Annotated in this window: 17 protein-coding genes; 9 read left to right on the top strand and 8 right to left on the bottom strand. The window is 58.3% G+C overall.

Translation table 11 applies throughout. From position 1 onward, the window contains the following. The first annotated feature begins 182 nt into the window (after positions 1–182). On the top strand, positions 183–2,129 hold the full coding sequence (gene thrS / locus V8J84_RS07330; protein ID WP_339929596.1) for a threonine--tRNA ligase: 1,947 nt from the start codon (positions 183–185) through the stop codon (positions 2,127–2,129). 115 nt (positions 2,130–2,244) lie between these two features. Here the strand turns inward: thrS and V8J84_RS07325 are convergent, their stop codons facing one another. Beyond that, complete coding sequence (locus V8J84_RS07325) at positions 2,245–2,613, bottom strand: hypothetical protein (protein WP_339929594.1); 369 nt, start codon at positions 2,611–2,613, stop codon at positions 2,245–2,247. 28 nt (positions 2,614–2,641) lie between these two features. Further along, the gene (locus tag V8J84_RS07320) at positions 2,642–2,983 is read right to left on the bottom strand and encodes an arsenate reductase family protein (protein WP_339929592.1); all 342 of its coding nucleotides are present in this window, start codon (positions 2,981–2,983) and stop codon (positions 2,642–2,644) included. Between the two features lie 136 nt (positions 2,984–3,119). Here V8J84_RS07320 and V8J84_RS07315 point away from each other — a divergent pair, with 136 nt between their 5' ends. Beyond that, positions 3,120–3,326 (top strand): cold-shock protein, encoded by a 207-nt coding sequence (locus V8J84_RS07315; RefSeq protein WP_339929590.1) that lies wholly within the window; start codon positions 3,120–3,122, stop codon positions 3,324–3,326. An 81-nt stretch (positions 3,327–3,407) separates the two neighbouring features. On the opposite strand, the gene thyX is transcribed toward V8J84_RS07315, so the two are convergent. Beyond that, positions 3,408–4,331 carry an FAD-dependent thymidylate synthase gene (gene thyX, locus V8J84_RS07310; protein ID WP_339929588.1) on the bottom strand — a complete coding sequence of 308 codons (924 nt, stop codon included), beginning with the start codon at positions 4,329–4,331 and terminating at the stop codon, positions 3,408–3,410. Positions 4,332–4,502: 171 nt separating this feature from the next. Here thyX and V8J84_RS07305 point away from each other — a divergent pair, with 171 nt between their 5' ends. From V8J84_RS07305 to V8J84_RS07285, 5 genes are all read left to right on the top strand, one after another. Further along, positions 4,503–5,645: a hypothetical protein gene (locus V8J84_RS07305; protein WP_339929586.1), complete on the top strand. Its 1,143-nt coding sequence runs from the start codon at positions 4,503–4,505 to the stop codon at positions 5,643–5,645. Positions 5,646–5,652: 7 nt separating this feature from the next. Continuing rightward, a complete protein-coding gene (locus V8J84_RS07300) occupies positions 5,653–7,050 on the top strand; it encodes a hypothetical protein (protein WP_339929584.1) in 1,398 nt (465 codons plus the stop codon). Between the two features lie 66 nt (positions 7,051–7,116). Then, on the top strand, positions 7,117–7,545 hold the full coding sequence (locus tag V8J84_RS07295) for a VOC family protein (RefSeq protein WP_339929582.1): 429 nt from the start codon (positions 7,117–7,119) through the stop codon (positions 7,543–7,545). A 6-nt stretch (positions 7,546–7,551) separates the two neighbouring features. Further along, positions 7,552–8,262 (top strand): DUF1194 domain-containing protein, encoded by a 711-nt coding sequence (locus V8J84_RS07290; RefSeq protein ID WP_339929580.1) that lies wholly within the window; start codon positions 7,552–7,554, stop codon positions 8,260–8,262. Then, the gene (locus V8J84_RS07285) at positions 8,259–8,975 is read left to right on the top strand and encodes a DUF1194 domain-containing protein (RefSeq protein WP_339929578.1); all 717 of its coding nucleotides are present in this window, start codon (positions 8,259–8,261) and stop codon (positions 8,973–8,975) included. Before V8J84_RS07290 ends, V8J84_RS07285 begins: the two co-directional genes overlap by 4 nt. Here the strand turns inward: V8J84_RS07285 and V8J84_RS07280 are convergent. The 3 genes from V8J84_RS07280 to V8J84_RS07270 form a co-directional block, all read right to left on the bottom strand. After that, positions 8,969–9,481: a MarR family winged helix-turn-helix transcriptional regulator gene (locus V8J84_RS07280; protein ID WP_339929576.1), complete on the bottom strand. Its 513-nt coding sequence runs from the start codon at positions 9,479–9,481 to the stop codon at positions 8,969–8,971. The genes V8J84_RS07285 and V8J84_RS07280 overlap by 7 nt on opposite strands. Positions 9,482–9,553: 72 nt before the next feature. After that, positions 9,554–9,838 (bottom strand): succinate dehydrogenase assembly factor 2, encoded by a 285-nt coding sequence (locus V8J84_RS07275; RefSeq protein ID WP_339929574.1) that lies wholly within the window; start codon positions 9,836–9,838, stop codon positions 9,554–9,556. Continuing rightward, positions 9,835–10,227: a helix-turn-helix domain-containing protein gene (locus V8J84_RS07270; RefSeq protein ID WP_339929572.1), complete on the bottom strand. Its 393-nt coding sequence runs from the start codon at positions 10,225–10,227 to the stop codon at positions 9,835–9,837. Before V8J84_RS07270 ends, V8J84_RS07275 begins: the two co-directional genes overlap by 4 nt. A gap of 82 nt (positions 10,228–10,309) precedes the next feature. On the opposite strand from V8J84_RS07270, the gene V8J84_RS07265 reads away from it, so the two are divergent. Both V8J84_RS07265 and V8J84_RS07260 read left to right on the top strand, forming a co-directional pair. After that, complete coding sequence (locus V8J84_RS07265) at positions 10,310–11,512, top strand: pyridoxal phosphate-dependent aminotransferase (protein ID WP_339929570.1); 1,203 nt, start codon at positions 10,310–10,312, stop codon at positions 11,510–11,512. A 120-nt stretch (positions 11,513–11,632) separates the two neighbouring features. Next, positions 11,633–12,049, top strand: a complete 417-nt coding sequence (locus tag V8J84_RS07260; RefSeq protein ID WP_339929568.1) for a hypothetical protein — start codon at positions 11,633–11,635, stop codon at positions 12,047–12,049. Here the strand turns inward: V8J84_RS07260 and V8J84_RS07255 are convergent. Beyond that, positions 12,046–12,639: a DedA family protein gene (locus V8J84_RS07255; RefSeq protein ID WP_339929566.1), complete on the bottom strand. Its 594-nt coding sequence runs from the start codon at positions 12,637–12,639 to the stop codon at positions 12,046–12,048. The two genes, V8J84_RS07260 and V8J84_RS07255, sit on opposite strands and share 4 nt — an antisense overlap. Before the next feature lie 9 nt (positions 12,640–12,648). Then, positions 12,649–14,037, bottom strand: a complete 1,389-nt coding sequence (locus V8J84_RS07250) for an MATE family efflux transporter (RefSeq protein WP_339929564.1) — start codon at positions 14,035–14,037, stop codon at positions 12,649–12,651. Positions 14,038–14,152 lie beyond the last annotated feature (115 nt).

Here is a 14,152-nt window from a genome sequence, read left to right as displayed (position 1 = left end):
CCAGGTTGCATTTGCAACGTAGCGATCCCGCGGTATGACTGGTGCGCTGACACCCAGACCGAATTGGAATTCGATCAGGCCAGCCAGCCGCTTGACAGGGCCACCTCCCCTGCGCAAAAGGGCTGCGATATACCCTGCAACCGGGCGTTCCGTGGGCGCCAAACCGACAAGGAGCCAGACATATGGCCCAAATCTCTCTGACATTTCCCGATGGTAACGCACGCCAGTATGATGCCGGTGTGACTGCCGCCGACGTGGCCGCTGACATTTCCAGCAGCCTGCGCAAGAAGGCGATTTCTGCCACGGTGAATGGCCAGCACTGGGACCTGCAATGGCCCATCGACGCCGACAGCAGCATCGCGATCAACACCATGAAGGACGAAGAGCCTGCGTTGGAACTGGTCCGCCACGATCTGGCGCACATCATGGCGCGCGCGGTGCAAGAGATTTGGCCCGATGTGCAGGTCACAATCGGGCCTGTGATCAAGGACGGTTGGTACTACGATTTTGATCGTAAGGAGCCGTTTGTGCCAGAAGACCTCGCGCTGATCGAAAAGAAGATGAAAGAGATCATCAACAAGCGCGATGAGGTCCGCACCGAGATTTGGGAGCGTGATCGCGCGATCCAGTACTACAAGGACCGCGGAGAGCCCTACAAAGTCGAACTGATCGAAAGCATCCCCGGCGACGAGCCGCTGCGCATGTATTGGCACGGCGACTGGCAGGACCTCTGCCGTGGCCCGCACCTGCAACACACGGGTCAGGTTCCCGGCGACGCATTCAAACTGATGAACATCGCGGGCGCCTACTGGCGCGGGGACAGCGACCGCCCGATGCTACAACGTATCTACGGCGCGGCGTTTACCAACAAAGAAGGGCTGAAGGCCCACCTGCATCGTCTGGAGGAAGCCGCCAAACGCGACCACCGCAAGCTGGGCCGCGAGATGGACCTGTTCCACATGCAGGAAGAAGCCCCCGGTCAGGTGTTCTGGCACCCGGGCGGCTGGACGATTTACACGCTGCTGCAAGATTACATGCGCCGCCAGCAGCGCGCGGGCGGCTATGTCGAGGTGAACACCCCGCAGGTCGTGGACCGCAAGCTGTGGGAGGCCTCGGGCCACTGGGAAAAATATCAGGAAAACATGTTCATCGTCGAAGTGGACGAGGAGCATGCCCGCGAAAAGGCCGTAAACGCGCTCAAGCCGATGAACTGCCCGTGTCACGTACAGATCTTCAACCAAGGCCTGAAATCCTACCGCGACTTGCCGCTGCGCATGGCCGAATTCGGGTCGTGCAACCGCTACGAGCCATCCGGCGCGTTGCATGGCATCATGCGCGTGCGCGGGTTCACCCAAGACGACGGTCACATCTTCTGCGCCGAGGACCAGATCGAGAGCGAAACAGCGGTTTATATCGACTTCCTGTCGGGCATCTACAAAGACCTTGGATTCGAGAACTTCCGCGTGAAATTCTCGGATCGACCAGAAACACGCTCCGGATCGGATGAAGTATGGGACAAGGCCGAAGAGGCTTTGCTATCGGCCACCCGCAAGGCAGGGATCGAACCCGAGATCAACCCCGGTGAAGGCGCGTTCTATGGCCCCAAGCTGGAGTTTGTGCTGACCGACGCGATTGGCCGCGACTGGCAGTGCGGCACCCATCAGGTGGACTTTGTGCTGCCCGAACGGCTGGACGCGACTTACATCGGGCAGGACGGCAACAAGCACCGCCCTGTGATGCTGCACCGCGCGACGCTGGGATCGTTTGAGCGTTTCATCGGTATCCTGATCGAAGAACACGCGGGCAAGCTGCCGTTCTGGCTGGCCCCGCGTCAGGTTGTTGTGGCCTCGATCATCTCGGACGCGGATGACTATGTGAACGAGGTTGTCGCCGCCCTGCGCGCCGCCGGTGTGCGGGCCGAGGCCGATACGCGCAACGAGAAGATCAACTATAAGGTCCGCGAACACAGTCACGGCAAGGTGCCAGCGATTCTTGCTATTGGTGCGCGTGAGGTCGGGGACCGGACGGTGAACCTGCGGCGCTTGGGCGAGAAACAGACGAAGGTTGTGCCGCTGGACGAGATCGTCGCCGACCTGAAGATCGAAGCCACCCCGCCAGACTTGCGCTAGTCGCAAATTCGGCACTGTCAAAAAGCGGGGCGCGGCATCAACCTGCCGCGCCCCGTCTTCATTTGGCCAAAACAACTCCCGCCGGAGGCTCCTGCCCCGTCAACACACGGAACGCTCAGAAATGCGCGCGTTCCTCGTCCGGCTTCCCCGCCGCAATCGCCAGCACGCCAGCCAGTCCGGCAAAGCCGATCGGGAACATCGTGCCCACGTTGAACCCAAAGCCTGTGTAGAACAACACACACGACACCAGCAAAGCGATCCCGCCCCAAAGCGCGCGGGTCTTGGCCATCGCGCCACCGGCAATCGCCAGCAAGGGCGCCGAGAAGCTTGCGAATTTCACGAACGCGGGATTATCCAGCAGGCCGAAAATCTCGCCCAGTTCCGCGTTCTGCTCGGTTACCGTGGCAAAACCAAAACCGACCATACCAACGATGATGCCGATCAAACCGGCGATGATACCCAAAAGGCTTGCGGCACTGCGCATGTCATTCTCCTGTTGTTGCCAGACCTAGCTATGCACCCATCGCCGCATCGCCAAGCCAACGGGCGCGTGTGGCCTTGTCCCACCCTATCGTCATGTCATCCGCAATGATGACGGGCCGTTTCAGCAAAGTTGGATGAGCTTGCAACAACGCCTTGGGATCACTGTCTTTTTCGGCGTCCGACAATCCTCGCCAAGTGGTGGACGATTTGTTCACCGCCTTGAGGGGGAAATTTGCGACAATTGCATCAAGATCGGCATCCGTGACGCCATCTGCACGCACGTCAATCACCTCGGGATCAAGCCCCGCCGCCCGCAGTTCTTTCAGCGCCTTGCGACAGGTGTCGCATGTTTTCAAACCAATCAGTCGCATCACTGCCCCCGTTTTATGCACCCGCGGCGTGTTGCCACACATCATGCAACCATTCCAGCCGATGATTGTTTGTCTTTCAAGAAATCGGCCTAACTCTAGGTCACCTTGAATGAAATACCGAAGATGGAGATGTCACATGCCCAGCGGCACAGTCAAATGGTTCAACACTTCCAAAGGGTTCGGGTTTATTGCACCCGATGAGGGTGGAGCAGATGTTTTTGTGCATATCTCGGCGGTCGAACAGTCTGGCCTCACCGGTTTGGCCGATGACCAGAAAGTCACCTATGATCTGATTGACGGCCGTGATGGCCGACAGATGGCGGGAAATATCGCGCTGTCGTGAATGAAAAGGGGCGACACCGCGCTGGTGTCGCCCCTTTTTCATGTCTGCGGGAATTGTCCGCGCCGCGGCGCGGATGATTGTCTAGTCGTCCAGCGCAGCCTTGAACTCGCGCCATTCGCCTTTGCTCATGCCGGATGTTTCCTGCGTGACGTCCTCGCCTTTCAGCATCCGCTTGAGGCAATCGAGCCCCTTTCCCGACAAAACAGCCCCGCCCATGCGGTAGTCTTCGAACGCGCCATAGGCAGCGGGGACCCAATCGGCGACGACCTTGCAGATCGCATCAGCATAAACGCGGATTTCGTATTGCGCGTGGGTATCCGCACGCAGGCGCAGGAAATGGAACAGATTGTGCAGATCAACCTTCCAGTACCATTGAGTGTAGATATTGGCGGGCAGGTTCATCCGCGCCAGTTCGCGCGCAAGTCCCTGTTTGCCGCCTTCCTGATCGGATGTGTCAGTAATCATCTCCTCATAATGATCATACGACCGCGCGGCATCACCCTTGAGGATCTCAAGCACACGCGCCGATTCATCCGGTGTTAACGCAGCACCCCTACCCTGATTGTTAATCACCGACTGTGCCGCCAGCTGTGACGGCTCTGGAATATAGAACTCGCGATCAAGAATCGAATACCGCGCAGAATACTCGTTTACGTTCGCTGTCCGGTGGCGAATCCACTGTCGCGCGACAAAAACCGGCAATTTGACGTGCAATTTTATCTCGCACATCTCGAAGGGGGTCGAATGCCAGTGACGCATCAGATAGCGGATCAGACCCGCATCATTCTGAACCGACTTGGTGCCCTTGCCATAGGATACGCGCGCGGCCTGACAGATCGCGGCATCGTCGCCCATGTAATCAATGACGCGGATAAACCCATGATCTAAAACATCATATGCCCGATAAAGATGCTCCTCCATGCCGGCGGAAACGGCCCGCAAGGTGGGTTGCGGTGCGCTACGCAGCGCGTCGATTTCGGCCTGTTGTTCGGCTGTGATGGGCATCAAGTTCTCCTGTAAGCGAGCGAGTCGTTCTTCACTATATATTGAGGGTTGTGATCTAAAAACCTCGATATCGCGTAAAATGATGTGGTCCGGCGGCGTATCTCGCATTGACTCCAAAGGGTGCGTTAACGATGATTGCGTCAACAATATGTTCTTAAAACAGGCCGCCCCATGATCCGTTTTTCCGCACCATTGCTTTTGATCCTTTCGCTGGCCGCCTGTGGTGATGGCCAGCCCTTCACATTTGACGAAAGCAGCACGGACGGTTCAACAACCGGCGGCAGCACAGGTGGCGGCGATACCGGCGGTTCGACCGGCGGCGGTGACACAGGTGGCAGCACAACAGATGCAGCCGGTGGCAACAACCCTGACGGCAACACCGGCGCGACCGATTCGCTTAATACGGGCACCGTACGCCCACCACAAAGCACTGACCTGATCGCCCGTGGCGACATTATCCGGGCAGAGGCGGCTGGCGACAGTTCCGTGAATGGCCGCGTGTCTGCTGTGCAATATATCCCGCTGCCGCGTGATGCGCTGATCGTGGATGGTCTGGGTTTTGACGGTGAAAACACATATTCACGCGGTGATCCGATTTCGCAGCTTGGTTCTGCCTTCCAGGTCTACGAGGCCGACGTTGCATCACCTGACTTCCTGACAGGCAATGCCATCGATCAGGTTCGCCCCTTCCGTGCAATTTACGGTGTAAGTGAAAACAGCCTTGATACAGGCGAACCGCGCACGTCGCTTGCGATTGTGCGCACAGGCGATTTTACGGGCTTCGGCTTTGGTGGTTATCTATACGAACGTAACGGATCGGTGGTTCTGCCGGAAACGGGTCAGGCGATCTTTACCGGCAGCTATGCCGGCGTGCGTGTCTTTTCAGGCCGCGATGGCATGGAGCTGACACAGGGTGACATGGAAATTGCCATCGATTTCCGTGACTTCAACGACAACAACGCTGTGCGCGGTGAGGTGACAAACCGTCAAGCCTTCAACATTGACGGGTCGCCTGTTGCGCTTGGCGGCGAAGGCGGGCTCGTTCTCCCACGCCTGCCCTTCTCGATCACTGTCGGTGGCACAGACATCCAGCCAAACGGCGAATTCAGTGGCCGTGTTGCCAACTCGATCCTCTCGGACACCGGATCGCGCGTCACTTATGAGGAAGGCAACTATTATGCAGTCATCGCAGGTGATACGACTGACCCAAGCGACGGTGGTGAAATTGTCGGCGTCTTGAAAGTGGAATCGCTTGATCCCCGCTACCAAGAGGTCACAGCTCAGGAAACCGGAGGCTTTATCGTTTATCGCTGAGGAAACAATGATTTTTCATAAAACTGCAATTTTCGCACTTGGGCTGCTCGCGTCTCCGCTGGCAGCCCAAGATATTTTGATTACTCCGACCGATCTTTATGCAGCCTCTGTGCAGGCACTCCGCGAAGGGCGCCCTGCTGCCGCCGCTGAAGGGGCTGACGCCTTGTTGTCTGTCGCGCCGTCTAACGTCAGCGCCCTGCTGCTGCGCACCGAAACTGCCATTGTGCAAGAAGACTACGCCACCGCAATTACGCGCGGGCGTCAGGCATTCTGGGAGGCCGAAGGCCGCGAGGCGACATTTACATCCGCGCGCCTTGTCGCTCTGGCCCACGCGCGTCAGGGCAATGATACCCGCGCACAAATCTGGCTCCGCCTTGCGCGCCAATTCGCCCCGAACGCCGCAGCGGCACAAGGCGTCGCCGAAGACTACCAGTTTCTGCGCAATCGCAATCCGTGGTCGACCAGCTTCCGCTTTGGCATCACGCCATCTAGCAACATCAACAATGGCAGCGCGAGCGAGACAACGCAGCCAACCGAACTGTTGCAACAGTTGAACATCTTCTTTGGGCGTGACCCGAACGCACCCGCAGACCTGTCCGGCGATGCGCAGGCCCTGTCCGGCTACGAGATCAGCGGCGGCTTCAACACTGCTTACCGTCTGCGCACAACAGACACGAGCGGCACATTTCTGACCGCCGCGGCCAACTATCGGACTTACAGGCTCAGCGATGATGCCCGCGAACAAGCACCTGACGCCGAAGGCAGCGACTATGCCGATGCCAACCTCACATTTGGTGTGACGCATCGGTTCATTGGCCGGCCCGGCGACCTGCCCACATCGCTTAGCTTTCAGGTCTCGCAAAACTGGTACGCCGATGAACCCTATTCGCGGTCTGCCACGCTGACCGGTTCGCATGCCTGGAACCTGACACCGACTGATCGCTTGAACCTGTCCATGTCGCTGCAACGCACGGTCGGGCTTCAGGATCAGGATCCGATCAACAGCTTTGGCATCACTGGCAGCTGGACCCACGCGTTTTCGTGGGGTGACACGGCGCAGTTCACGCTTGGCCTTCGCGAAAGCGACTCTGACACACTGGATTCCGATTACACGTCCTACCGCGTCGCCGGTGACTACAATCTGGCGGAGCCGATCCTTGGTTTCGATGTGGGATTTGGTCTGGAATACGAAGAACGCCTTTACGACGACTCGCGATTTGACGTTGGCGTCAACGAACGCACTGATCGCACGACAACTGCGCGGATGCGGGCGGTGGTCTCTCAGGTCGAGCTTTTTGGCTTTCAACCCGTGGTCACGTTCGAGGCGACACGACAGGAATCCTCGATCGACCTGTTTGATCGCGAATATACCCGCGTCGGCTTTGATTTGCAGTCATCATTCTAGCACGCCACCTTGGCCTTCCGGTCTGCTGGCTCTAGGTTCCTGACAAGCAATTGAAAGGATACGAACATGGGTTTGAAATATCTGCACACGATGGTGCGCGTGAAAGACCTTGAAAAGTCTATGGATTTCTATCGCCTGCTGGGTCTGGAAGAGACCAAGCGGATGGAAAACGAAGGCGGGCGTTTCACGCTGGTCTTCATGGCGGCCCCCGGTGACGAGGATTGCCCGGTAGAGCTGACCTATAACTGGGACGGCGATGATGCGTTGCCGGATGACAGCCGTCATTTCGGGCATTTGGCCTACCGTGTGCCCAACATCTACGATCTGTGCCAAAAGCTGATGGACGCCGGCGTAACCATCAATCGTCCACCGCGCGACGGGCATATGGCGTTTGTACGCTCGCCCGACAACATTTCGATCGAACTCCTGCAAGAAGGCGATGATCTTCCCAGTCAGGAGCCTTGGGCCAGCATGGAAAACACAGGTCACTGGTAAGTCACCGTGTTGAAAACACTTGGCATTTGTGCAGCGTTGGGCCTTTGGTCCGGCGCTGCCGATGCCTGCCGCCTCGCGCTTGTTCTGGCAATGGATGTGTCCAATTCGGTTGATGCGCGCGAAGACGCGTTGCAGCGCAATGGGCTGGCAAGCGCCCTCCTCCATCCCGATGTTCAGGACGCGTTTCTGGTCAGTTCTGACCCGGTGTCCCTGCTGATTTTTGAGTGGAGCGGGCAATACAATCAGGACATCATCGTCGATTGGGTTGCGATCACGTCACCGGAAGTGTTGTTCAATGCCGCCAATACCGTTGCCAATAGCACCCGCATTGCGCGGGATTCGCCCACATCGCTGGGCTATGCCTTGGGCTTTGCCGCCACCAAATTGCGCGAGGTGCCGGCCTGTGCAAATCGCACGATTGATGTCGCCGGTGACGGGAAAAACAATCACGGGTTTGGTCCTGCAGAGGCTTACGCCGCATTCCCGTTCGACAATGTCATCGTGAATGGCCTTGTGATTGATGCCGGATCATTTGCTGGAAACGATGGGCTGATCCCGTTTTACCGAAACGAAGTTCTACGCGGCCCCGGCGCGTTTTTGGAAATCGCTACACGGTTTGAAGATTTTGAGGAAACGATGCGGCGCAAACTGCTGCGAGAATTGCTGTCCCAGATGATCGGGCGCACTGGTGCCACCGACACACCGACGCGCGGATGATACGGTTCTTCGCAATAATTTCAGCGTGTTTTGCGTCGACTGCTGATGCTGCATGTCGTCAGGCGCTAGCGCTGGGCTTGGATGTCTCGGGTTCCGTTGACGCAACTGAATACCGGTTGCAGCTTGATGGCCTGGCCACAGCGCTGGAAAGCGAGGCGGTGCAGCAGGTTTTGTTCGCACAATCGGCAGCCCCTGTCGATATTGCCGTTTATGAGTGGAGCGGGCCGACCTATCAGCGCCTCGTGCTGGATTGGCAGACACTGTTGACGCCGGATGACCTTGCAGCAGCGACGACGGTTCTCCGATCCACAAATCGCGTGACCGCTGATCTGACTACAGCCATTGGTTCGGCAATGATTTTTGGTTTTGATCTGCTGGATCAACGACAAAACTGCTGGAAACGCACGTTGGATATTTCCGGCGACGGTGAGGCAAATACCGGACCACGCCCGCAGGACATTCCCGACAGCCGCACCCCTGCCGGTGTTGTTGTCAACGGATTGGTGATCGCGACGAGCGCAGGGAGCCATGATCGCAGGCAAGCCGAGATCAAGGAACTTTCATCCTATTTCGCCGCCCGCGTCATTCGGGGACCTGATGCATTTGTGGAGGCCGCACTTGGCTTTACCGATTACGCCGCCGCGATGGAGCGTAAGCTGCTGCGCGAATTGACAAGCCTTGCGTTAAGCGACGCGACGCCACCCGATCAATAGATATAGCGGATTTGTTCGGTCCAATACCGTTCGACCCGCCGCAGGGCGGTGTTGATATCGTCCAGCCCCTCCTGATCCAACACGCCGCCATCGGTCAGGCCATTGGCATGGGTTGCAAACAGCTTACCCACCACAAGCCTGATCTTACGGCCCTTTTCGGTCAGGCTGACGCGGACTGATCTGCGATCAATTTCGCTACGCTGGTGGTGCATATAGCCCGCGTCCACCAGCTTTTTCAGGTTATAGCTGACGTTCGACCCCTGATAGTAGCCGCGCGATTTCAGCTCGCCTGCGGTCACCTCGTTCAGGCCGACATTGAACAGCAGCAAGCCCTGCACGGGGCTGATTTCCTGCACGCCCACGCGTTCAAATTCATCCTTGATCACATCCAGCAAAAGCCGGTGCAGTCGTTCAACCAGCGTTAAACCGTCCAGATAACTGGCCATGAAAGCCGTCGAATGAGGCGCGATCGGCGCGTCTTCTGCGACTGTCTTGTGAATGCTCATCCCGGTCCTCCAGCTTGGGTCGGGATGCTTATCGGCCAAATTCACGAATGTTTGGTTAAGCGATTGTGTTTTCTACAATGCCGCGCCGGGGCGGGTCAGACCTTCGGCCAGTCCACGGATATCGTCCATGATGGCGCGATACTGCTCCGGCTCTTGGGCGTGGCCGGTGACCCAGCTTAGGATGTCGTGATCGTTTTCAGCCAAAAGCGCATCGTATAGCGCCAGATCGTCGTCGCTCAGCCCGTTCAAATGGGCGGCGGCATAGGCAGACAGGATCAGGTCCATCTCTTTGATGCCGCGACGGATCGAGCGCATATAAAGCCGCTTGACCCGTGCTTCGTGTGTCTCGTTGGTCATTGGTCGCGGATCGCTGTGCGCAGGCGCTTTTCCAACTGCCCTAACCGCACACCGGCGGCCGCGACTGTTGTGCGCACGGAACGGATTTCTGCCAGCAGCGCCTCAAGATCGGCAGACACGGCCAAATCCTCGGCCTCGTTATCAGGGCCGTCGCCTTCACCGGTCAAAAGCCACCGTAGCGATACACCCAACAGACCTGTCAGCATTTGCAGACGGTTCGCACGGGGTTCTTTGCGATCGTTTTCCCAGCCATCAAGCACGGAAGTTTTCACGCCAAGCTGTTTTGCCAGTTGCGCCTGGGTTAACCCTGCGGCCTCGCGGGCTGTGGCAAGCCTGTCGCCCAAGGTGGCGTTTTCTTCGCTGTACCAGTTAATTTCATCGTCGGGCATCATCAGGCTCCTTGTCGCTTGCGTCACGGGCGTGGCGCACCCTATGACATGACAGACCCATCTTGACCACAGGAGCGCCCCCATGAGTTTTTTATCTGCGACACTCGACCGCGTGAAGCCGTCACCAACCATCGCGGTCACAACCAAGGCGCAAGAGCTGAAGGCAGCAGGGCGCGATGTGATCGGGCTGGGTGCGGGCGAACCTGATTTTGATACGCCGCAAAACATCAAGGATGCAGCCGTTGCGGCCATCGCGGACGGCAAAACGAAATACACAGCCGTAGATGGTATTCCCGAATTGAAGCAGGCGATCTGCGCCAAGTTCAAGCGCGACAATGCGTTGGATTATACGCCCGCGCAGGTGACTGTCGGCACGGGTGGGAAACAGGTGCTCTATAACGCCTTAATGGCCACGCTAAACCCCGGTGACGAGGTGATTATCCCTGCCCCCTATTGGGTCAGCTACCCCGATATGGTGCTGCTGGGCGGCGGCACACCGGTGTTTGTCGAAGGCGTCATGGAGCAAGGCTACAAGATCACCGCCGAGCAGCTTGAGGCCGCGATCACGCCGCAAACCAAGTGGTTTTTGTTTAACTCGCCATCCAACCCCACGGGCGCGGGCTATAGCTGGGACGAGTTGAAGGCGCTGACAGATGTGTTGCTGCGGCATCCGCATGTCTGGGTCATGACAGATGATATGTATGAACATCTGGCCTATGGTGATTTCAAATTCTGCACCCCCGCACAGGTGGAACCGCAGCTTTATGACCGCACACTCACCGTGAACGGTGTGTCAAAGGCCTACGCGATGACGGGCTGGCGGATCGGCTATGCGGCGGGTCCAGAGATACTGATCAAGGCAATGCGCAAGGTGCAGTCGCAATCCACGTCCAACCCCTGTTCCGTCAGTCAGTGGGCTGCGGTTGAAGCCTTGAACGGCACGCAGGATTTTCTGGCACCAAACAACGATCTGTTCGTGACACGGCGCGATCTGGTCGTGGATATGCTGAACAAAGCGCCCGGCATCGTGTGCCCCCGCCCTGAAGGTGCGTTTTACGTGTATCCGTCCATTGCAGAATGTATCGGCAAGACCTCGGCTGGCGGCGCACAGATCACCGATGACGAGGCTTTTGCGACGGCCCTTCTGGAAGAAACCGGCGTGGCCGTTGTTTTTGGCGCAGCTTTCGGGCTAAGCCCTAATTTCCGTGTCAGCTATGCGACGTCCAACGCCGCGCTTGAAGACGCATGCAACCGCATCATCACGTTTTGCGAAGGGCTGACGTAGGGCGACAGGATTTACCAGAAAACTCTAGCACCCCGATCTGCCGCAATCGCGCCATAAAACCGTTCTGGTCCTGTTGATATGGGGCTGATAACGTTCGCCTGACAACATCCAGAGGCCTTCATGGGCGCAGAGCTTCCAGACTACTATTTTCGGATCCGTGAAAACGGGGCAGCGGTGTTCCGTGTGGATACCGAAAACCGTCAGCGCCGGATCGAAATGGATCAGGTGGCTGTGGTCAACGTCCGTAATGGCGAGGTGAAACCGCATGGTGATCGCACGCTGACGGACGAAGATATCGACGCGATTCAGAACTGGCTGAATGATCGTGTGGCGCTGCTCGCGCGGCGCGATATTGACGACATCCACCGCGCCGTGGACCATCTGAATTTGACGACGCAATGGGTGCAGTCCAAAGCCTCGGACGAGGATCTTGAATCCGTCACCGACCCTTTGCTGCTCGCCATGCATGATCTACGCACTGTACTGGTGCGCAAAAAGGCCGACCGGCTGTTGCGCGACAGCGATACGTCAGACTAGGTCCGCCAGCGGATCAGGCGCCAGACGTAAACACCCACCAACCCGATCAGCGCCACGTTCACCACCATATCCATCCAAGCCCCGACACGGGCGTAGTTGGCTTGCAACACAAACCCTGCGGCCAACAAAACAGCCGTCCAGATCAAGCTTCCTGCGGCGGATAGCGCCAGAAAGCGGGTCAGCGGCATGTGCGCCATCCCTGCTGGCAGCGAAATGACGGTGCGCAATCCCGGCACCAGACGGGCCAGAAACACGGCACGATTTTCATTGCGGTCGAACCAAGCAAAAGCCCGCTCCATCTCGGCCCGCGTTACAGTCAGCCAGCGCCCATGGCGGTCGGCAAGATCAAGAAGCCGCCCTTTCCCCAGCTTTTGGCCTGCCCAATACCACGGCATTGCACCTGCAAGCGTGCCGATCTGGGCTGCAACCATCACGGTCAGGGCGTTCATCTGCCCGTCCGCCACAAGGTAGCCCGCAAGCGGAAGGATCAGCTCGGAAGGGATGGGCGGAAAGATGTTCTCAGCAAACATCAAGACGGCAATGCCAAGCGCGCCAAATTGCACAATGGTTTCGGTGATAAAGTCAAACATGATGCAGATTTAGGGCGCGACACGGTCAATGAAAACCGACCGCCACCAAAACCGCCAGAACAACAAAACCGCAGCAACGGTCAGGCCCACAACCAGCCCCAGCCACAGGCCCACACCGCCCATGCCCAGTGGGAACGCCAGCAGATAGGCCACCGGCATCCCGATCACCCAATAGCTGACCGTGGCCATGATCATCGGCACAGTCGTGTCCAGCACCCCGCGCAACAGACCCAGCGCCATAACCTGCAAGGCATCGACGATCTGGAACAGGCCCGCCATGAACAACAGACCCACGCCCACGGCAATCAGGTCAACCCGCTGCGGTTCGTCCGAGTCAAGGAACAGGGCGATCAGGAATTCGGGAAAGCCCCAGAAGCCGATCATCGTGACAGCCGCAAAGACCAGCGACATAAAGATCGCCGCGGCACCGCCACGGCGCAAAGCCACCTCGTCACGCCGCCCCAGCGCGCGCCCGGCCCGCACAGTGGCAGCCTGCGACAGCGCCAGATGCACCATGAATGTCAGGCTGGCCAGTTGGATCGCGATGCCGTGGGCGGCCAGTTCGATTGTGCCGATCCACCCCATCATCACGGCGGTTGCCGAAAACAACCCGCCCTCCGCCAAGGATGTCAGGCCAATGGGCCATCCCAGCGCATAAACGCGCGCCATGTATTCGCGGTCCGGCTTGTGAAAGTTCTGGAGCAGCTTGAACTGCGGCGTGGCACGCAAGGCATAAACAGTCAGCACGGCCAGACCGATCAGATTGCCCAGCAGTGACGCAATCGCGGCCCCCTGAAGGCCCAGTTCCGGCATGCCCAGATTGCCGAAGATAAGGGCGTAGTTGAAAACCACGTTCAAGAGCGCAATGCCGATGGTCGCAATCAGGATCATCGCGGTCTTTTCAAGCGCCACGAAAAACGCCTTGAGCGTCATCACCAGCAAGGCCGGCACCATCTGCCATGCTGCAATCAGCAGATAGTCATGCGCGGCGGCGGCCACCTCTGGCTCTTGCCCGATGAAAAGCAGGATATCTTCGGACCACATAAACGGAATGGTGAAAACGATACCGTAGATGATCGACAGCCACAGCCCCATGCGCGTGACACGCCGGACCTTCTGGTCGTCGGCCTCCTCGGCGGCGGCGGCGACCATTGGCGTCACAGCCGTCGCAAAGCCTGCACCCACGATAAACGTGACGAAAAACAGCGTGGTGGCGATGGTCGCCGCGGCCAGCGCGGTGACGTCATAGCGCCCCAGCATCAGCGTATCGGTGATGTGGATTGCAAACTGCGCCATGTTGCTGAGCGCCAGCGGCAGCCCCAGCCGGAAAATGGCAGAGCTGTGCTGCGCATAGCTTTGGGCCGGCACAGATTGGACAGAGGGAGATGGGGTATTCATCACTGAGTGATAGGCCCCCTGCCGCAACGGGTCCAGCGGATTTCGGTCGGCAACCGGAACAACGTCACATGCCGTTGGCTGGACACAGCAACCCGCATCCGTCACGCTGTCAGAG

The organism is Yoonia sp. 208BN28-4, from assembly GCF_037543925.1.
Classification (GTDB): domain Bacteria; phylum Pseudomonadota; class Alphaproteobacteria; order Rhodobacterales; family Rhodobacteraceae; genus Yoonia.
The sequence above is the reverse complement of the archived record's forward strand: the minus strand, read 5'-3'. Positions and strand labels throughout refer to the sequence as shown.